Annotated in this window: 15 protein-coding genes and 1 pseudogene; 8 read left to right on the top strand and 8 right to left on the bottom strand. The window is 68.0% G+C overall.

Annotation, left to right across the window (positions count from 1 at the left end; genetic code table 11):
• Nucleotides 1–461: 461 nt before the first annotated feature.
• Genes CBW24_RS10625 through CBW24_RS10615 form a run of 3 tightly spaced genes read right to left on the bottom strand, consistent with a single transcriptional unit; the run spans nt 462 to nt 2,802 of the window.
• Nucleotides 462–953, bottom strand: a complete 492-nt coding sequence (locus CBW24_RS10625) for a CinA family protein (protein WP_097373561.1) — start codon at nt 951–953, stop codon at nt 462–464.
• Entirely contained in the window at nt 950–1,459 is a 510-nt protein-coding gene (locus CBW24_RS10620) for a phosphatidylglycerophosphatase A family protein (protein ID WP_097373560.1), read from the bottom strand. The genes CBW24_RS10625 and CBW24_RS10620 overlap by 4 nt, the downstream gene beginning before the upstream one ends.
• A complete protein-coding gene (locus CBW24_RS10615) occupies nt 1,459–2,802 on the bottom strand; it encodes a bifunctional 2-C-methyl-D-erythritol 4-phosphate cytidylyltransferase/2-C-methyl-D-erythritol 2,4-cyclodiphosphate synthase (protein WP_097373559.1) in 1,344 nt (447 codons plus the stop codon). The genes CBW24_RS10620 and CBW24_RS10615 overlap by 1 nt, the downstream gene beginning before the upstream one ends.
• A 172-nt stretch (nt 2,803–2,974) precedes the next feature.
• On the opposite strand from CBW24_RS10615, the gene dusB reads away from it, so the two are divergent.
• From dusB to rarD, 6 genes are all read left to right on the top strand, one after another.
• Nucleotides 2,975–4,021, top strand: a complete 1,047-nt coding sequence (gene dusB, locus CBW24_RS10610; protein ID WP_232529716.1) for a tRNA dihydrouridine synthase DusB — start codon at nt 2,975–2,977, stop codon at nt 4,019–4,021.
• A complete protein-coding gene (locus tag CBW24_RS10605; protein ID WP_097373557.1) occupies nt 4,018–5,115 on the top strand; it encodes a two-component system sensor histidine kinase NtrB in 1,098 nt (365 codons plus the stop codon). Before dusB ends, CBW24_RS10605 begins: the two co-directional genes overlap by 4 nt.
• A complete protein-coding gene (locus tag CBW24_RS10600; RefSeq protein WP_088661661.1) occupies nt 5,115–6,521 on the top strand; it encodes a response regulator in 1,407 nt (468 codons plus the stop codon). The genes CBW24_RS10605 and CBW24_RS10600 overlap by 1 nt, the downstream gene beginning before the upstream one ends.
• A gap of 250 nt (nt 6,522–6,771) precedes the next feature.
• Nucleotides 6,772–9,015 (top strand): sensor histidine kinase NtrY-like, encoded by a 2,244-nt coding sequence (locus tag CBW24_RS10595; RefSeq protein WP_374708975.1) that lies wholly within the window; start codon nt 6,772–6,774, stop codon nt 9,013–9,015.
• A gap of 33 nt (nt 9,016–9,048) precedes the next feature.
• On the top strand, nt 9,049–10,455 hold the full coding sequence (gene ntrX, locus CBW24_RS10590) for a nitrogen assimilation response regulator NtrX (RefSeq protein WP_088661662.1): 1,407 nt from the start codon (nt 9,049–9,051) through the stop codon (nt 10,453–10,455).
• Nucleotides 10,456–11,173: 718 nt separating this feature from the next.
• The gene (gene rarD / locus CBW24_RS10585) at nt 11,174–12,133 is read left to right on the top strand and encodes an EamA family transporter RarD (RefSeq protein WP_088661663.1); all 960 of its coding nucleotides are present in this window, start codon (nt 11,174–11,176) and stop codon (nt 12,131–12,133) included.
• On the opposite strand, the gene CBW24_RS10580 is transcribed toward rarD, so the two are convergent.
• Nucleotides 12,070–12,663, bottom strand: a complete 594-nt coding sequence (locus CBW24_RS10580) for an LOG family protein (protein ID WP_097373556.1) — start codon at nt 12,661–12,663, stop codon at nt 12,070–12,072. The genes rarD and CBW24_RS10580 overlap by 64 nt on opposite strands.
• Before the next feature lie 112 nt (nt 12,664–12,775).
• Between CBW24_RS10580 and CBW24_RS18660 the strand changes: the two genes are divergently transcribed.
• The gene (locus CBW24_RS18660) at nt 12,776–14,977 is read left to right on the top strand and encodes a LysM peptidoglycan-binding domain-containing protein (RefSeq protein WP_232529712.1); all 2,202 of its coding nucleotides are present in this window, start codon (nt 12,776–12,778) and stop codon (nt 14,975–14,977) included.
• An 11-nt stretch (nt 14,978–14,988) separates the two neighbouring features.
• Here CBW24_RS18660 and CBW24_RS10570 read toward each other — a convergent pair.
• From CBW24_RS10570 to CBW24_RS10555, 4 genes and pseudogenes are all read right to left on the bottom strand, one after another.
• A pseudogene (locus CBW24_RS10570) lies at nt 14,989–16,038 on the bottom strand (YeeE/YedE family protein).
• Nucleotides 16,039–16,135: 97 nt separating this feature from the next.
• On the bottom strand, nt 16,136–16,429 hold the full coding sequence (locus CBW24_RS10565; RefSeq protein ID WP_088661901.1) for an ArsR/SmtB family transcription factor: 294 nt from the start codon (nt 16,427–16,429) through the stop codon (nt 16,136–16,138).
• Nucleotides 16,430–16,620: 191 nt separating this feature from the next.
• A complete protein-coding gene (locus CBW24_RS10560; protein WP_232529697.1) occupies nt 16,621–17,130 on the bottom strand; it encodes a GlcG/HbpS family heme-binding protein in 510 nt (169 codons plus the stop codon).
• A gap of 8 nt (nt 17,131–17,138) precedes the next feature.
• The gene (locus CBW24_RS10555; RefSeq protein ID WP_097373554.1) at nt 17,139–17,639 is read right to left on the bottom strand and encodes a thioredoxin fold domain-containing protein; all 501 of its coding nucleotides are present in this window, start codon (nt 17,637–17,639) and stop codon (nt 17,139–17,141) included.
• A 114-nt stretch (nt 17,640–17,753) separates the two neighbouring features.
• Here CBW24_RS10555 and CBW24_RS10550 point away from each other — a divergent pair, with 114 nt between their 5' ends.
• Nucleotides 17,754–18,491, top strand: coding sequence for a cytochrome c biogenesis CcdA family protein (locus CBW24_RS10550; RefSeq protein ID WP_088661667.1), 738 nt, complete (start codon nt 17,754–17,756; stop codon nt 18,489–18,491).
• Nucleotides 18,492–18,496: the final 5 nt, after the last annotated feature.

Below are 18,496 nucleotides of genomic sequence, written 5' to 3'. Positions count from 1 at the left end.
GCGATGGGCGCGCCTTTGTTGTTTGGGGGGTGGTGCAACGGGAGCCTGCCCGTGGGGTGGCGCTGCTGGGGTGGGGCCGGTGTGTTTTATGGTGCCGTGTTCCTCTCCGTTCCGAGGTCAGCGTGAGGTGGCCAAGCGCCAGCCCGTGGGGACGGGCAGGCGCTCGCTCTCGCGGCCTTTGGCCTTGTTCGAGAGCGGGTGCGCTAAATTCGGGGGGTGGCCGGACGAGTTCTAGGCCCAACGATAGCCTGCCCGTGGGGTGGCGCTGCTGCGGTTGAGCGTCGCGCTTTATGGTGCCGTGTTCCTCCCCATTCAGAGGTCTGCGCGAGGTGGCCAAGCGCCAGCCCGATGGGGCGGACAGGCGCTCGCCTGCGCGCTTCGCTTGTTCGCAGGCGGGGGTGCTGAGTTCAGACGCTGGCCCGCGCGGGTCGCTAGCGCGCGTGCCGCCTCTCGGAGCGGGGTCAGCTGTCCAGTGCGGCGATCAGAAGTTCGAGCGCGTGGGCGACGGTGGCCGCGCGGACATGGCGGCGGCCTATGGCGCCGAATTCGACCGTTTCGGTGTGGGTCGCGTGGCCGATGCGGGCGAGGCCAAAGCAGACGCGGCCTTCGGGCTTTGCGTCGGAGCCGCCGGGGCCCGCGACGCCGGTGACTGCGACGGCCATGTCCGCGTCCGAGCGCGACAGGGCGCCATCGGCCATTTGCAGGGCGACCTCCTCGGAAACCGCGCCGAACAGCCGGATCGTGTCGGGATCCACGCCGAGCAGGCTTTCCTTGGCGGTGTTGGAATAGGTGACCAGACCCCGGTCGAATATGTCGGAGCTGCCGGGCAGGTCGGTGAGCGCGCCGGCGATCAGGCCTCCGGTGCAGCTTTCGGCGGTGGCGATACGGCAGCCAGCGGCCCGGGCCAGATCGAGCAGATGGGCCGCGCGGGTCTGGTCGTCGGGCGCGCTCATCGCAGCAGCACCCCATGCGCCACGGCGGCGGCAAGCGCCACGACCACGGCGGCCATCAGCCCGGCGATCACGTCATCGAGCATCACGCCCATCGGGCCGCCCTTGCGATCTGCCCAGCCGACGGGGCCGGGCTTCCAGATGTCGAACAGGCGGAAGGTGAGGAACGCGCCGACCCAGCCCGGCCACGGGAAAACATGCGGCTCCGCGCCCATGCGCCACATCCCGAAGGACAGCGGGAACAGCGCGATCCAGAGGCCCACGACCTCATCGATGACGATCTCGGATGGGTCGTGATCGGCCTCGCCACGGGTGGCCTCGCGCGTGGCCCAGTAGCCAAGGCCAAAGACCACGACGCTTGCCACCAGCAGCAGCGGAAAGCCACCGGCGTAATGCAGCGCCCAGCCCAGCGGGATCGCGACCGCGCTGCCCCATGTGCCGGGGGCGGGTTTGAGATTGCCGGTGCCAAAGACCGTGGCGATCAGGCGCGCAAAGGGTTTGGTCTGCATCAGGCGGCTCCGGTATCGGGCGTGGAAGGGGTGGATGCGGCGGTCGGCGCGGGCGATATCAGCGCGACGGTGGCGATGGCGGCGATGCCTTCGCCGCGCCCGGTGAAGCCCAGCCGCTCCGATGTGGTCGCCTTGACCGAAATACGCGCGACCTCCGTGCCGGTGATCCGGGCGAGCGCGGCGCGCATGGCCTCAGCATGGGGGCCGATCTTGGGGTATTCGCAGATCAGCGTGACGTCGCAATTGGCCATGCCGAAGCCGCGCGCGCGGGCGAGGTCGATGGCATGGGCAAGAAACACCTCGGATGCCGCGCCTTTCCATTGCGGGTCGCTGGGCGGGAAATGGCGGCCAATATCGCCCTCCGCCAACGCGCCATAGATCGCATCCGTCAACGCATGCATGCCGACATCGGCGTCGGAATGGCCCTGTAGCCCGCGATCATGGGGGATCTCGACCCCGCACAGGGTGACGCGGTCATTGCGGCCAAGCGCGTCGGCGCCAAAGCGGTGCACGTCATAGCCATTGCCGGTGCGGATATCCATGTGCGGCCTTTCTGCGGCGGCGTCGTCCTGCATCGCGCGGGCGCGCAGGATGCGCGCGGCGCGGTCGAGATCGCCGGGATGGGTGAGTTTGAAGTTGTCTTCCGCCCCCGCGACGATGTCCACCCGCAGACCGGCGGCGCGGGCGATGGCAACATCATCGGCGGCGTCGGCGGGCAGGGGGCGGGCGTGGGCGGCGCGCAGGGCGGGCAGGGCGAACCCTTGGGGCGTCTGGGCCCGCCACAGCCCGTCGCGGGGCACGGCGCGGGCGACGGTGCCGCCGGTATCCTCCTGCCAGAGCGCGTCGATCACGGCGAGCGCGGGCGCCGCGCCTTCGGCCCCTGCTGCCAGCGCGGCGATCACCCGGTCGGTGACGGCGCGGGGCAGGAGCGGGCGCGCTGCATCATGGATCAGCACATGTGTCGCGGCATCGGGCAGTGCGGCAAGCCCGGCCCGGACCGAGGCCACGCGATCCGCCCCGCCAGCGACCAGCACGGTGCCGGGGGGCAGCAGCGCGGCGGCGCGGGCGCGGTCATCGGGGTGCACGACGCAGACGACGTTTGCGATGCGTGGATGGCAGGCCAGCGCGTCATAGCTGTGCGCCAGCACGGCGCGGGGGCCAAGCTGCTGGAATTGCTTGGGAAGCGTGCCGCCCATACGCGTGCCTTTCCCAGCGGCAACGAGGATCGCGGCGAAGACCGGCGCAGAGGAATCGCCCCCGGCGAGGCAGCCCGGGGCGGCGTCTGCGCTGGTGGCGGCGGGCGCGGCAGCAGGGGACTGAGGCGAGGCAGGGGCGGATGTCATGGCCAAGGTGTCTAATCTTTGCCCGTGTGCGGGGCAATCGCGAAGCCGGACCACGGGTCATGCGCCTAAATTTTGTGCGCCCCCCGGTTTTCTGTTGGACGGGGGGCACCGAACTCTTCCATCCGGGGGGCAAACCTCTCTATCAGAAACCGTCTGCACAAGGATTGAGCAATTGTCTGTTTCCCCGGCGTCTCTGCCTGGAACCCCGCCTGTCCTGCTGGCTCCGCTGGCTGGCATCACCGATCTGCCCTTCCGGCAATTGGTGTCACGATTCGGCGCGGGGCTGGTCGTGTCGGAAATGGTCGCCAGTCAGGAAATGGTGCAGGCCAAACCCGGTGTGCGCGAACGCGCGGAACTAGGGCTGGACCAACAGGCCACCTCCGTGCAGCTGGCGGGCAAAGACCCGCATTGGATGGCCGAAGCTGCGCGCATGGTCGAAGCCAACGGTGCGCAGATCATCGACATTAACATGGGCTGCCCGGCCAAGAAGGTGACGGGCGGGCTGTCCGGATCGGCCTTGATGCGCACACCCGATCACGCGCTGCGGCTGGTCGAGGCGGTGGTGGGCGCGGTGTCCGTGCCGGTGACGCTGAAAATGCGGCTGGGCTGGGACGATGACAGCCTGAACGCGCCGCATATCGCGGCCCGTGCCGAAGCGGCGGGCGTGGCGATGATTACCGTTCACGGGCGCACGCGCTGTCAGTTCTACAAAGGCCGGGCGAACTGGGCGGCGATCGCGCCTGCGGTCAGCGCGGTGTCGGTGCCGGTGGTGGCCAATGGCGATGTCGTCGATGCCAAAACGGCCCGCGCGGCGCTGGTGGCCTCCGGCGCGGCGGGGGTGATGATCGGGCGCGGCGCGCAGGGGCGGCCTTGGCTGCTGGCGCAGGTGGCGCACGCGCTATACGGCACGCCCGCGCCGACGGTGCCGCAGGGCGCGGCGCTGGGGCGGATGGTGCAGGACCACTACGAGGCGATGCTGAGCTTCTACGGGATCGATCTGGGGCTGCGCGTCGCGCGCAAGCATCTGGGCTGGTATCTGGAGCACACGCAGGCCACGCCCAATTTGCGGCGCGAGATCCTGACCGGGCGCGCGCCCGAACAGGTGATGGCGCTGCTGGAGCAGGCTTTTGACGGGGCGATTGTCGAGGACGCCGCCCCGGGGCGCGCCGCGCGCGATCCCGCAACCCAATCTGACACAACGGAGTGCCGCGCCGCATGATCCTGCATGATTGCAACATCTGGGCCTCGCTGCCGGTGCCGACGCTGCTGATTGGCGCCGATGACACCATCGCGGCGCTGAACCCGGCGGGCGAGGTGTTCATGAACACCACGGTCAAGACGCTGAAGGGCCAGCCTGTCTGGGACCGGCTGATGATCGACGCGCCGATGGAGGAAAGTTTTGCCCGCGTCCGGGCGAACCAGTCGGCGCTGTTTCTCAACGATGTGGATGTCAGCCCCGGTCAGCGGGCGCCGGTGCATTGCAATGTGCAGATTGCGCCGCTGACGGGCATCGACGCGCCCGAGGGCATGTTGATGCTGATGGTGTCCCCGCGCGAAATCGCGGGGCGGCTGGGCCGGTCGTTGCAGGTGGAATCGGCTGCGAAATCGGCGATCGGCATGGCCGAGATGCTGGCCCATGAGATCAAGAACCCGCTCGCCGGGATCACCGGCGCGGCGCAGCTTCTGTCCATGGGGCTGACCAAGGATGATCTGGAGCTGACCGATCTGATCGTGGCCGAAAGCCGCCGGATCGTGAAGCTGCTGGAGCAGGTGGAGCAATTCGGCAATCTGAGCCCGCCGCAGCGACGGGCGGTCAATATCCATGATCTGCTGGACCGGGCGCGCCGGTCGGCACGTGTCGGGTTTGCCGCGCATATGGAGATCAGCGACGATTACGACCCGTCGCTGCCTGCCACATTCGCCGATGGCGACCAGTTGTTGCAGGTGTTTTTGAACCTGCTGAAAAACGCCGCCGAGGCCAGCAAGGGCGAGCCGGGCAAGATCCGTCTGCGGACCTATTACGAGGGGTCGCTGCGGGTGCGGCGGCGCGATGGCACGCATGCGCCGGTGCCGTTGCAGGTGGAAATCATCGACGATGGTCCGGGGCTGCCGCCCTCGATCGCGGCGGAAGTGTTCGAGCCTTTCGTTTCGGGCCGTGAGAACGGCACCGGGCTGGGGCTGGCGCTGGTGAGCAAGATCGTCCTCGACCATGAGGGCTGGGTGACCGTGGACAGCGTGCCGGGGCGGACCGCGTTCCGCATTTCGCTGCCGGTGGCGCCCACAGAAACAGAAAGCGACGAGGAACAAGACTGATGGACGGCACAGTTCTGGTTGCAGATGACGACCGCACGATCCGCACGGTTCTGACGCAGGCGCTGACGCGCGCTGGCTGCAAGGTGCACGCGACCTCGTCGCTGGTGACGCTGATGCGCTGGGTCGAGGAGGGCAAAGGCGATCTGGTGATTTCGGATGTGATGATGCCCGATGGCAACGGGCTGGAGATGCTGCCGAAGATCTCGGAGGAGCGTCCGGGCCTGCCGGTCATCGTCATTTCGGCGCAGAACACCATCATGACGGCCATTCAGGCGGCGGAGGCCGATGCCTACGATTACCTGCCCAAGCCCTTTGACCTGCCGGACCTGATGAAGCGGGCGGCGCGGGCGCTGGAAACCAAGCGCCGCGCCGCGAGCCAGCGCATCGACAGTGCCGCCCGCGCGGCGGCGCAGGGCAGCGCCATCGCGGCGGCTGCCGAGCAGGGCGAGGATCTGCCGCTGGTGGGGCGCACGCCGCTGATGCAGGCGCTTTATCGGCTGGTGGCGCGGGTCATGAATACCGATCTGCCGGTTCTGATCACCGGCGAAAGCGGCACGGGTAAATCGCTGATCGCGCGGGCGATCCATGATTTTTCGGACCGGCGCACATTGCCCTTCGTGGTGGCCTCGGCAGCCGATCTGGCGGGCGCGGACGGCCCGGCCTCGGTGGTGGCGCGGGCGCGCGGCGGCTCGATCCTGTTTGACGAGGTGGGCGATCTGGATGCCGACGCGCAAGCGCGGATCGTGCGGATGCTGGACACGTTCGGCGACACCGCACCGCGGGTCATGGCGACCTCGCAAGGCGATCTGATGCAGAAGATGGAAAGCGGCAGCTTCCGTCAGGATCTGTTCTACCGGTTGGGCGGTGTCGCCGTGGCGGTGCCCAGCCTGCGCGAACGGGTCGATGACATCCCGCTGCTGGCCGAGCATTTCCTGACGCGGGCGGAGCGGGACGGCATGCCGCTGCGCCGGTTCTCGAACCCGGCGATGGATCTGGTGCGCGCCTATAGCTGGCCCGGCAATGTGCGGCAGTTGGAAAACACCATCCGCCGTCTGGTCGTCACCTCCGCCGAGGAGGAGATTGGCCGTTCGGAAGTGGAACTGGTGCTGGGCAACCAGCCTGCGATCGAGCCGCTGGTGGGCGGGGGCGAGGGCGAGAAGCTTTCGGCCTCGGTCGGCAAGCATCTGCGCCGCTACTTCGACCTGCATGGCGGGGTTCTGCCGCCTCCGGGCCTGTATCAGCGCATCCTGAAGGAAGTGGAAATGCCGCTGATCGAGATCGCGCTGGATGCCACAGGCGGCAATCAGGCCAAATGCGCGGATCTGCTGGGCATTAACCGCAATACCCTGCGCAAGAAGATCACCGACCTCGATATTCGCGTGACACGTCGACGCAAGTTGATGTAAAACCGCAACAGACCCGTGGCGCTGGGGTCGCATGTCGCGATTCGGCATCAGTCGTATCGCAAATGTCACAGGCGCGCTGCGCTGGCCCTTCGGGGGCAGTCCATGTGCGGCAGGGCAGGGCAGGCGGACCCGACCGACCCGGCCCCGAGCCCCGCCATTGTGCGGGGCAGCGGGCGCAGGGGCCCGGCAACGATCACGGGCTGATTGGCGGTAGGCTGCGCTTGCGCGGCGACAGGAACGGGGCAGGCCCTTGGCAACCCATGCACGACGGGTGAGTTGGGAACGACTCGCGCGCCTTAGACGATTGCGGCGGCTGCAAAGTCACGCCACGCTCGGGCTGGTGATGCTCGGGCCGGTGCTGGTGATCGCGACGCTGTTGATCCTGGGCCCGCTGGAGCAGGGCGCCAATTCGCTGGCGCTTCGGCTGATCCTGATGGCCGATCTTGTCTATATCCTTGTGGTGGCGGCTCTGGTCGCGGTGCGGATCTCGCGCATGGTGGCGGCGCGGCGCAAACGCTCTGCCGGCTCGAAGCTGCATCTGCGGCTGACGGGGGTGTTCGTCGGCATTGCGCTGGTGCCCACCGTTCTTGTCGCCATTTTTGCCGGGCTGACGATCAATGTCGGTCTGGAGGGCTGGTTTTCCGACCGGGTGCGGCAGGTCGTGGGCGCGTCGCTTGCCGCCGCCGAAGCCTATGAGGATGAGCACCGGCAGGATCTGCGACAGGATTCCGCGGCGCTGGCAGGTTACCTGAACGTGGCGCGCACCGCCCGGTTTCTGGTGTCCGACGGCGAATTGCGCCAGATCCTGACCCAAGGCCAGACGCAGGTGCAGCGCGGTCTGCGCGAAGCCTATGTGATCGACGGCGACGGCACGATCCGGGCGCGGGGGGAGCGGTCCTACCTGTTCGATTACGAGCAACCCAGCCGCGCCGAAATCGCCCGTGCCAATGCGGGCGAGACGGTCATCATCGAAGATTGGGACAACAACGAATTCCGCGCGCTTGTGGCGCTGACGGCGTTTCCCGACCGGCTGCTTTACGTCAGCCGCACGGTGGATGGCGATATCCTCGCCCTGCTGGATGACACGCAGGAAAGCGCGCGGCTTTATCAACAGTTAGAAACCGAACGCGGGCGGCTGCTGTTCGAATTTTCGCTTGTCTATCTGGGCTTTGCGCTGATCTTGCTGCTGGCGGCGATCTGGTTCGGGCTGTGGTTCGCGGAGCGGCTGGCGCGGCCCGTCGGGCGGCTGGCGAGCGCGGCGGATCAGGTCGGCTCCGGCGATCTGTCGGTGCGGGTGCATGAGGAGCCGGGCGACGACGAGATCGCGCTGCTGGGCCGGGTGTTCAACCGTATGACCGCGCAGCTCAAGGGCCAGCGCGACGCGCTGCTGGAGACCAACGCGCAGATCGAAGAACGGCGGATGCTGTTCGATTCCGTGCTGTCCTCGGTCACCGCCGGGGTGATCGGGCTGGATGCCGAGGGCCGGGTCGATTTCATGAACCGCTCCGCGCTGCGGATGCTGCAACTGGAAGACAGCGCCGACACCCATGCGGCCCTGGGCCATGCGGTGCCGGAATTCGCGGGGCTGCTGGCGCGGCTGCGCGAAGGACAGGACGACGTGGCGCAGGAGGAGATCCGCCTGTCCCGGCAGGGGCATCTGGAAAACCTGCTGGTGCGGATGGCCACGCGGCGCGGCGGTGACGGACAGTTGGCGGGCTATGTGGTGGCCTTCGACGATGTGACCGATCTGGTCTCCGCCCAGCGGATGGCGGCATGGGGCGATGTGGCCCGGCGCATCGCGCATGAGATCAAGAACCCGCTGACCCCGATCCAGCTGTCCGCCGAGCGGATCAAGCGCAAGTTCTCTCGCCATGTGGAGGGCGAGGACGCCGAAGCGCTGGACAATCTGACCGGCGTGATCGTGCGGCAGACCAACGACCTGCGCCGGATCGTCGATGAGTTTTCCAAATTCGCGCGCATGCCGGAGCCGGAGCGCGCGGAGACCGATCTGGTGGCCCTGCTGCGCGATGCGGTGACGCTGCAGAGCCAGCAGCTTGGCCCCGCGCTGAGCTGGGATCTGCCGGAAACATCGGTCCCGGCGGAAGTCGACCGCACCATGATCAGTCAGGCGCTGACCAACCTGATCAAGAATGCGGGCGAGGCGATCGAAAGCCTGCAGGATCAGGGCGCGCCCGACGGCTTTGCCCCGCAGGTGCGGGTGACGCTGGACCTGAGCGACCGCCACGCCCGCATCCGCATCATGGATAACGGCATCGGCCTGCCCGAGGATAAGGCGCGCCTGTTCGAGCCCTATGTCACCACGCGCGACAAGGGCACCGGGCTGGGCCTGCCCATCGTCAAGAAGATCATCGAGGAGCACGGCGGCACACTGACGCTGACCGATGCCCCACAATTCGAGCAGAACGCCCATCGCGGCGCCTGTGCCGAAATCCGGCTGCCCCGGATCACGGCGCTGGCGGATGCGGCGGAATAGGGCGACAGGAACCGTCAGAGAGGTGACAGGGTCATGAGCGACATTCTAATTACCGACGACGAGCGCGACATCCGCGAATTGATCGGCGACATCCTGAAGGATGAGGGCTATCAGGTGCGGCTGGCGTCCAACTCCGACGAATGCATGGGCGCGATCAACGCGACGCCGCCTGCGCTGATGATCCTCGACATCTGGCTGAAAGACAGCCGCATGGACGGGATCGACATTCTGAAAACGGTGAAGCGGGACAACCCCGACATTCCCGTCGTCATCATTTCGGGCCACGGCAATATCGAAATCGCTGTCGCCGCGATCAAGCAGGGCGCCTATGACTTCATCGAGAAGCCGTTCAACATCGATCAGTTGATGGTGGTGATCCGCCGCGCGATGGAAACCTCGCGGCTGCGGCGGGAGAATTCGGAACTGCGCCGCCGCGACGTGGCGACCGCGGACATGATCGGCTCCAGCTCCGCCTTCAAGACGCTGAAATCGCAGCTGGACAAGGTGACGAGCTCCAACGGGCGGGTGATGCTGACCGGGCCGTCGGGGGCGGGCAAGGAAGTCGCCGCGCGCTACATCCACGCCAATTCCAGCCGCGCCAATGCGCCTTTTGTTTCCGTATCGTCGGCCTCGATCGAGCCGGAGCGCATGGAGGAGGTTCTGTTTGGCCGCGAAAGCCCCGAACGCGGCGTGGAGCCGGGCCTGCTGGAGGAAGCGCATGGCGGCGTGATCTTCTTTGACGAGGTTGCGGACATGCCGATGGGCACGCAATCCAAGATCCTGCGCGTCCTGCTCGACCAGCAATTCCAGCGGGTCGGCGGCAGCCAGACGGTGCGTGTGGATCTGCGGGTGGTGTCGGCCACGACCCGCGATCTGGAGGCCGAGATCGCCGCCGGGCTGTTCCGTCAGGAGCTGTATCATCGCCTGAACGTGGTGCCGGTGCGGGTGCCGGGGCTGGAAGAACGCCGCGAGGACATCCCTGATCTGGCCCGTCACTTCATCGGTATTCTGAACGCGACCCAAGGGTTGCCGCTGCGGGCCCTGTCGGATGAGGCCGAGGCGCTGTTGCAGACCATGCATCTGCCGGGCAACGTGCGTCAGCTTAAAAACCTGATGGAGCGGGTGCTGATCTTGGGTGAATCCACCGAAGCGATTTCTCCGCGCGAGTTGGAAGGTGCCGAGCCCGCCGAGGGCGATGATGGCCGCGTGGTGCTGTCGGGCCTGTTGGCGACGCTGCCCCTGCGCGAGGCGCGGGAGCTGTTCGAGCGGGAATATCTGCTGACCCAGATCAACCGGTTCGGCGGCAATATCAGCCGCACCGCGACCTTTGTCGGGATGGAGCGCTCGGCCCTGCACCGGAAGCTGAAATCGCTGGGTGTGGTCACGTCGAACAAGGCCGGGGCGCGCATCGCCCATGTGGACGCGCAAGCAGCGGAGTGAGACGGGGCAGGCGGGGTGGCGGCGCCCGGGCGTCGTTGCGTCTGAACTGAGCGCACCCGCCCGCGAACAAGGCTACAGGCCGCGCGGGCGAGCGCCTGCCCGTTGCGGCGGGCTGGCGTTTTGTCAGCTCGCGCTGACCTAGGGGCGGGGAGGGACTTGGCACCATAAACCGCGCCGTTTCGTCGTTGCCGCGCCATCCCACGGGCAGGCTTACGTTGCACCCGGAGTGACTATGCCTCGCTTCCTCTAAACTCAGGCCACCCGCTCTCGAACAAGGCGAAGCCGCGAGAGCGAGCGCCTGCCCGTCCCCACGGGCTGGCGCTTGGCCACCTCACGCTGACCTCAGGGCGGGGAAGTAGGGGGCACCGTAAAGCGCGCCGCTTCATCGTTGCGGCGCCACCCCACGGGCAGGCTTCTGTTGCGCGGAAGAAATCCGGGCGTCAATCCTTCGTTCCGACCTAAGTCGACCCGCTCTAGAACAGGGCAAAGCCGCGAGAGCGAGCGCCATCCCCCGGGCGGGCTTGCGGTGCGCTTTTGGCAACCTGGGCGAGGGCATTGGAGGAGAGGCGCTCTGTGTCAGGCGGACCTGCACGGGGCGACCCTTTCCGACCCTGCCCCGCGCTGCGCCCCTGCGGGATCGGCGCGCGGCGCCGTGCCGGCCATTGACCCTGTGGGCGAAATGGCGTTCAGGTGAGGCGCAATTTCCCCGGGAGACCTCATGCGCGAAGAGACCAAGGGCGTGCTTGCCATGGTGGCGGCCTGCGTCGTCTGGGGCTTGTCCTCGCTATATTACAAGCTGCTGTCCCATATTCCGCCGCTCGAAGTGCTGAGCCACCGGACGCTGTGGTCGCTGGTGTTCTTTCTGATCTGGATGGGCGTGAAGGGCCGGCTGCGGGACATGCCGGGGGCGCTGTCGTCGAAATCGCAGGCGGTATGGGTGATGGCTGCTGCGGCGGCGATCACGGTGAACTGGTTCGTCTTCATCTATTCGGTGCAGTCCGGGCACGCGCTGGAGGCGTCGCTGGGCTACTATATCTTTCCGCTGGTGGCCGTGGCGCTGGGGGCCACGGTGCTGCATGAAAAACTGAGCCGCCTGCAATGGATCGCGGTGGCGCTGGCTGTCGTGGCGGTGCTGCTGCTAACGATCGGGCTGGGCGTGCCGCCGTGGATTTCGCTGTTGGTTGCGGGGAGCTTCGGCTCCTACGGGCTTATCAAGCGCAAGGTGCATGCGGGGCCCGTGGCCTCGACGGCGGCGGAGGTGATGTGCCTGCTGCCGTTGTCATCGCTCTATCTGTGGGGCGTTTATACGCAGGGCTGGACCGGCCTGACCGGGCGCAGCAGCCCGGCCAGTTTCGGCAGCGATCTGTCGGATACGGTGATGCTGATGACCTCGGGCGTGCTCACGGGGCTACCCTTGGTCATGTTCTCTTACGCGGGCAAGCGGGTCAGCTATGCCACGCAGGGTCTGTTGCAATATGTCAATCCGACCATCCAGTTCGCGCTGGCGACCGCGCTTTATGGGGAGCCGTTCACCCGCTGGCACGCGGTGGCGTTCCCGCTGATCTGGGGCGGGCTGGCGCTTTATTCCGTGGCCACGCTGCGCAATGCCCGCGATCAGGGCAGGCGGCGGGCCAGATCGGCAAGCGCGGTGGCGGCGTCGGGCGCGACGAAGATCTGATCGCGCAGCGATGGCTCGGCAAAGCCCGCCGCGATCACATGATCGATCAGGGCCACCAGCGGCTGCCAGAAGCCGTTGACGTCCACCAGACAGATCGGCTTGGCATGCAGGCCCAGCTGCGCCCATGTCAGCACCTCGAAGAACTCATCGAGAGATCCCGCCCCGCCGGGCAGCACGGTCACCGCATCGGCGTTCATGAACATGACTTTTTTGCGCTCATGCATGGTTTCGGTGACGACGAAGCGGGACAGGTCGCGTTTGCCCACCTCGCGATCAAGAAGATGGCCGGGGATCACGCCCAGTGTATCGACCCCGGCCGCCTGCGCGGCGCGCGCGACCCGGCCCATCAGCCCGACATCGCCCGCCCCGTAGACAAGCCGCCACCCCCGTTCGGCCAAGCCGGTGCCGAGCGCCTCGGCGGCGGCGGCATGGGCTGGATCGCGGCCATCACGGGAGCCGCAATAGACGCAGATCGCAGGCGCGGCGGATGTGGCAGAGGCAGGGGCGGGCTGTGTCGGTTGGGAAACCATCGAAATCCTTCTCATCACGAGACTTTGACCACAGGGAAGGCGGTTGCTATCGTCGAGAGACCTGCACCGGTCGGGGGGCCGGGGCAAGAGAAACCTCATGGGGAAGTTGAGGATGTCAGAAGGCGAAACGTCCGGACGGACGTGGCAACTGGCCCTTGGGCTGGCGGTGATCGTGCTGTTCGGGTTTGGGCTTATGCTTATGCAGGGGGGCGTCAGCGACCCGGACGGCGCGCCTGTGGCGGAGCCGGTCGATAGCCCGGAGGCCGGGACCAGTGGCACGGGCAGCATGGGTGGCAGCACAGGCAGCGGCACGACCGGGGGCGCTACCAAGGGCACTGCGGGCGGCGGGGCGGACGCAGCGGAGCAGGACAGCACAGAGGCCCCCGAGCAAAGCGGCGCAGTGACACCGGTGCAGGGCGGCGCTGTGGATACCGCACCTGACACGCGCGCCGCAGGGACGGATGACGCGACCGGGGCTGACGGGGCGAGGAGTGCCGCGCAGGCGGACAGGACCGACCCTACGGGACCGGTTGCATCGGTCGCCGGGCCGGTGGCGACGGTGGCACAAGACAGCGCTGCGGCGACGTCTGGCGGGCTGACCGGGCCCGTCGCGGCGCTGGCAAGTCCCGATGACGCTTCGGCCCAAACTGAAAATACCGAGCCCGCGCCTGTAGGCCCGACAGCCAGCGATCTGCCGCGTTTCGATCTGGTGCGGATCGATCCCGAAGGCGGGGCGACCATTGCCGGGCAGGCGGCGGCAGGCGGCACGGTGCTGATCCTGTCCGAGGGCGAGGAACTGGCGCGCAGCACCGTCGGGCGCGATGGCAGCTTTGCCGCGCTGTTCGACATTCCGCCGGGGGACGCGCCGCGGGTGCTGATGCTGGAGGTCATGCTGGCCGATGGCGCGCGCCAGCAATCGGAGCAGACGGTCATCATCACGCCGCCCGCGATGGTGGAGCAGGCCGCACCGCAGATCGCCGCGCTGGCGGCGCCGGGCGTGACGGGTGGTGCAAATGCCGACGCGACGGGGGCCGCAGGGCTGACCGCACCCGCAGGGGCAGGGACGGGCGGTGGCGCCGTGGCAGGCGGTGTGCCCCAAGGGGCGGCTGAGCCCGCGCCAGAGACGCCCGCCGCGCCGGATGCGCCGAACGTGTCGCGCGCACTGGCCGAACAGGACGGCGCCGCGCCCGATCTCGGCCCGGTGCAGACGCGCACGCAGATGGCCGAGATGGCACCGCAGGTCGCCCCGCGCGCCGAGGATGCGGCTGCCGGGACGGACGGTGCCGATGTGGCGGCGGTCGATGTGCCCGATGCCAGCAGCGACGGGACCGAGTCACAGGCCGTGGATGAGACCACCGCCGGGGGCGATGGCGCGACGACGACCATTCCCGCTGTCGAAACGGCTGTCGCGGCTGTGCCGGAGGTCGAGGTGGCGGCGTCCGATGTGACGCCCGTTGAGCTTGCCGCTGTCGATGGGGCCGTGGCGGAGACCGGAGCCGGGGCATTGACCGGCGGCGCATCAGGCCGTGCCGGGGCCGTGGCCGTGGCCTCTGCGCCGCAAGTGGGGGCGAGCGTCAGCCGGGCGGCGGCGCAACCGGCCTTGCCCGCGCCGACGCCTCGCGCGCCGAGCGTGCTGCTGCAGGACCGCGACGGGGTGCGGCTGCTGCAACCGGCCTCCCCGCCCGCAGGCACGGCGGACGCGCCCGCCGCGCCGGTCGATCTGGCGGTGGATGCGATTTCCTATGGCGCGGCAGGCGAGGTGCGGCTGGATGGGCGCGGCAAAGCCGGATCGGGCGATACCGTGCTGATTTATCTGGACAATGCCCTGCGCGGTGACGCGAAGCTGTCCGGGGACGGGCGCTGGTCGCTGGAACTGACCGATGTGGTGCCGGGGCTCTATACCCTGCGGGCCGATCAGATCGGCGCGGCGGGGGCCGTGACCGCTCGGTTCGAGACGCCGTTCCAGCGCGAAGCCCCCGAAGCGCTGGCCGAGGTCATGCCCGCCGCCGCCGAACTGGACCCGGCGGGCGGCACGGGGGGCGCGGGCGCCGTTGCTGCGGGCACGCGTGGCGCGGCGACCCTGACCGCCGAGCCGGGTGCCGGAGCAGACGATGCGATCGCAGCGCAGAACAGCGACCCGGCGCGGGTGGCGGTGACGGCGATCACGGTGCAGCCGGGCTACACCCTGTGGGGCATCGCGTCCGACCGCTACGGTGACGGGTTCAGCTATGTAAAGATCTTCGAGGCCAATGGCGGGCAGATCCGGAACCCGGATCTGATCTATCCCGGTCAGGTCTTTGATCTGCCGGACTAGGGCAGGGCGGCTCAATCCAGCGCGAAACCGACGATCAGTTGACGCAGGCCAAGCGCCGCGCCCACGCCGATGCCAAGAAGCGTCAGCGGCGCGCCGTAGCTAAGCGTCGAGGCCGCCGAGACGCCCTGACCGATGGTGCAGCCCTGCGCCACCACCGCGCCTGCGCCCATCAGCGCGGCGCCTGCGATCTGACGGCGCAATTCGCGGGGGTCTTCTCAGGCCTCCCAGCGGAAGCCGTTCTGCCGCAGGCTGCCGATGCAAGCCCCGATCACCACGCCTGCGACCGAGCCGATACCAAAGCCCAAGGGGCGCAGCCCGCCGGTCATCAGCCATAGCAGCGTTTCGCCCGGCGGCGCGGCGAAGGTGTGGCTTTGGGGGCGGATGCCCGCGAACCCATGCTGCCAGAGCCACGCCGTCCCGAGCCAGCCGGTCAGCACAGCGCCCGCGACAAGCGCCGCGCCCAGCAGAACGCGGGGGGCGCGCAGCAACGGCGCGATCAATAGGGCGGTGCCGATGACGCCCACTCCAGCGCCCAGCACGGACGGCGACAGCCCCGTAAGCCGGGCAGTGCCCTGCGCCAGTCCGGTGGCGCCCGTGGTGGGCAGAAGATCGGGCGGGAACAGCGCCACACGCAGCGGGGCCAGCGGCCCGATCAGCGTGGCCAGCGCCGCCGTGCCCATCACCAGCACGATCACCAGCGCGCGCAGATCGCCGCCCCCCAGCCGCGCCAGTGCGCCGTAGCCACAGGTGCCAGCCAGCGCCATACCGTAGCCAAAGACCAGCCCGCCGCCCAGATGGGCAAAGGGGTTCCAGCCGGGGCGTAGGTAGAACACATCGCCAAGCGGCAGCAGCCCCGCCGCCGCCAGCGTGAACACGCCTGTCACCGAAAGCGCGATGGCCAGCCCCCATGCGCGCAGACGCAAGGTGGAGCCGCCGTAAAGCGCATCCTCGATCGCGCCCAAGGTGCAAAACCGCCCCAACCGTGCGGCAAGCCCCAGCAGCAGTCCACCGCCCAGCCCGATCAGGGCGGCGATGGCGGGTTCCGACAGGCCGGACAACATGGGCTCCTCCCTCCCGTGCAGTGCCTAAGGGCCCTGATCCGCGGTTGACCCGCGCGGCGCTCCTCCTGCGCTGCGGGGCTCGGGGCGTGTCAGGGCGTCAGCTGTCCTTGCAGAACAACTCGTATACCGTTTCGAGCATCCGCCGGGGCCGGTCATCGGCCAGCGAATAATAGATGGTCTTGCCGTCGCGGCGCGGGACCACCAGCCCTTCGAGCCGGAGGCGGGACAGTTGCTGCGACACGGCGGCCTGTCGCAGGGACAGAAGCTCCTCCAACTCGGTCACCGACTTCTCGCCGGAGACGAGGTGACACAGGATCATCAGCCGTCCTTCGTGGCTGATCGCCTTCAGGAAGTTCGAGGCACGGGTGGCATTGGTGACAAAGCGGTCCATCTCGGCAGGGCTGAGATCGGGCGTGAATTCCGGCAAGGTGCTGCGCGGCGTCTCGCCGGGCGTGGAGGGGGAGGAAGCGGTCACGGGGGCGGGGGTCTCCGGTTGGGCAGGCGGGGCGTATGTCAGGGCAAGAGCGCGGGCTGGGGCAAGGGCGGATGCGCGCGGGCGGCGTTCAGAGCGGGATCAGAAGGTCAGAAAGCGATGGCATCGACGACGGCCTCGATCCCCGCCTCCGCGCAGGCAACGTCCAGTTCGGGAGAGGGCGCGCCGGATATCCCAATTGCGCCGACCATCTGACCGCCGCCTTCCACCACGACGCCCCCGCCCACGGGCAGCACCTGCGACAGATGCCGCAGCCCGGCGGCGTCACTGCCCGCCTGCATCTGGCTGTCGAGCGTGTGGGTGTCGGTCCGGAAGCTGACGGCGGTCCAAGCCTTGCGGAACGAAGTTTCCTGCACATGCAGCCCGGCGTAGCGGTCCTTCACGAACACCTGCAATGTGCCGAACCGGTCCACCACGCTGACGCCGACCTGATAGCCTTCGTCGCGGCAATGGGTCATCGCGGCCTGCGCCATCTGCACCGCGATCTCGGGCTTGAGCACCTGCACGGTGACATAGGGGCTGTCATCCTGCGCCTGCACGGGGAGCGCGAGCGCGGCAAGGGCGAGGAAGGGGCTCATCAGACGCGTGGTGCGTGGCATGGCGGGCATCATCCCTTTGAAGCTTCGGTCATGTCGGGCTGGGCAAGCGGCGCGGCGGGGGCGGTCGCGTCGGGGCTGGACGCGGCGGGGGCGGGCGCGTTCGGGTCGAAATCGGTGTGTTCGGTGAGCATCGCGCCAAGCAAGGGCCAGAAAAATTCCTGCCCCGGATAGCCTTCGATCCGGGCCAGTTCCTGCCCGTCGTCATCGACCAGCACAAAGGTGGGGGTGAACACCGCAGGCGCGTCGAAATGCAGATCGGCGGGGACGGGATCGGTGATCTCGACCCGGCGGATCGGGGCAAAGCGGCCTTCGGCGGTTTTGGGGTAGGCGGGGGCGATCTGCGCGTTGAACTGCGCGCAGTAGATGCAGCCGACCTCTTCGACCATGACCAGCGTTTCGGCCTGCGCGGCAGGCGCGAAAAGACCCACAGCCACCGCGAGAACAGCCGCTTGGACGGCATGGGCGGCGCACATCACGGCGCGGATCGGAACCGGGAAACGGGATCGCATGGGGAGGTCAGCCTTCTGTCGCTCTTGCAAAACTTAATTTGAATATGTGAATGGTTCAAGATCCGTGGCGGAGCCTCTGCCGCGAACGTGACTGCCGCAGGAAGGAAAACCGCCATGCTGGATGTATCGATCTGGAGCGCCGCGCTGGGCGGGCTGATCGTGTTTTTCTCGCCCTGCGTTCTGCCCATTGTGCCGTTCTATCTGAGCTACATGGCGGGCACGGGGATGAGCGAGATCAACGGCGACGGCGATCTGGCCCCCGGCGTGCGGCGGCGCGCGGTGTTGTCGGCGATCATGTTTTCGCTGGGCATCGTGACGGTGTTCGTGCTGCTGGGCGCGGCGGCGTTCAGCCTGAGCCAAGCGTTTCGCGGCTGGCAGACCGAATTTCGCCTGATCGCCGCGACCGTGGTGTTTGTCATGGGGCTGCATTTTCTGGGCGTCTTCCGCATCGGGTTTCTGAACCGGCAGTTTCAGGTCGGTGCAGGCGATACCAAGCGGATGACGGTCTGGGGCAGCTATGTGGTGGGGCTGGCCTTTGCCGCGGGGTGGACGCCGTGCGTGGGTGGGGTGCTGACGGCGGTGGTGTTCACCGCCTCGACCGAGGCGACGGCGCTGCGGGGGCTGATGTTGATGACGGTGTTTGGCCTGTTCATGACCGCGCCCTTCGTGGTCGCGGCGGCCTTCATCCGGCCATTTCTGAAATTTGCCTCGCGCTTCCGCCGCCATCTGGGCAAGGTGGAGAAAGCGATGGGGGTGTTGCTGATCGTGTTCGCGGTGCTGATCGCGACCGACCGCATCAATTATATCGCGCAATGGATGTTGAATGTGATGCCGGCGTATCAATCGCTCTGACGCCG

Source organism: Pacificitalea manganoxidans (assembly GCF_002504165.1).
GTDB classification, from domain to species: domain Bacteria; phylum Pseudomonadota; class Alphaproteobacteria; order Rhodobacterales; family Rhodobacteraceae; genus Pacificitalea; species Pacificitalea manganoxidans.
This window is presented reverse-complemented; position numbering and strand designations above follow the sequence as displayed.

What these genes read in the sequence shown, in the direction of transcription:
- CBW24_RS10580 (WP_097373556.1), bottom strand. Translation starts at nt 12,663, where the DNA reads ATGGTTTCCCAACCGACACAGCCCGCCCCTGCCTCTGCCACATCCGCC.
- CBW24_RS10605 (WP_097373557.1), top strand. Translation starts at nt 4,018, where the DNA reads ATGATCCTGCATGATTGCAACATCTGGGCCTCGCTGCCGGTGCCGACG.
- ntrX (WP_088661662.1), top strand. Translation starts at nt 9,049, where the DNA reads ATGAGCGACATTCTAATTACCGACGACGAGCGCGACATCCGCGAATTG.
- rarD (WP_088661663.1), top strand. Translation starts at nt 11,174, where the DNA reads ATGCGCGAAGAGACCAAGGGCGTGCTTGCCATGGTGGCGGCCTGCGTC.
- CBW24_RS10565 (WP_088661901.1), bottom strand. Translation starts at nt 16,429, where the DNA reads ATGGACCGCTTTGTCACCAATGCCACCCGTGCCTCGAACTTCCTGAAG.
- CBW24_RS10615 (WP_097373559.1), bottom strand. Translation starts at nt 2,802, where the DNA reads ATGACATCCGCCCCTGCCTCGCCTCAGTCCCCTGCTGCCGCGCCCGCC.
- CBW24_RS10620 (WP_097373560.1), bottom strand. Translation starts at nt 1,459, where the DNA reads ATGCAGACCAAACCCTTTGCGCGCCTGATCGCCACGGTCTTTGGCACC.
- CBW24_RS10560 (WP_232529697.1), bottom strand. Translation starts at nt 17,130, where the DNA reads ATGCCACGCACCACGCGTCTGATGAGCCCCTTCCTCGCCCTTGCCGCG.
- CBW24_RS10600 (WP_088661661.1), top strand. Translation starts at nt 5,115, where the DNA reads ATGGACGGCACAGTTCTGGTTGCAGATGACGACCGCACGATCCGCACG.
- CBW24_RS18660 (WP_232529712.1), top strand. Translation starts at nt 12,776, where the DNA reads ATGTCAGAAGGCGAAACGTCCGGACGGACGTGGCAACTGGCCCTTGGG.
- CBW24_RS10625 (WP_097373561.1), bottom strand. Translation starts at nt 953, where the DNA reads ATGAGCGCGCCCGACGACCAGACCCGCGCGGCCCATCTGCTCGATCTG.
- CBW24_RS10550 (WP_088661667.1), top strand. Translation starts at nt 17,754, where the DNA reads ATGCTGGATGTATCGATCTGGAGCGCCGCGCTGGGCGGGCTGATCGTG.
- CBW24_RS10555 (WP_097373554.1), bottom strand. Translation starts at nt 17,639, where the DNA reads ATGCGATCCCGTTTCCCGGTTCCGATCCGCGCCGTGATGTGCGCCGCC.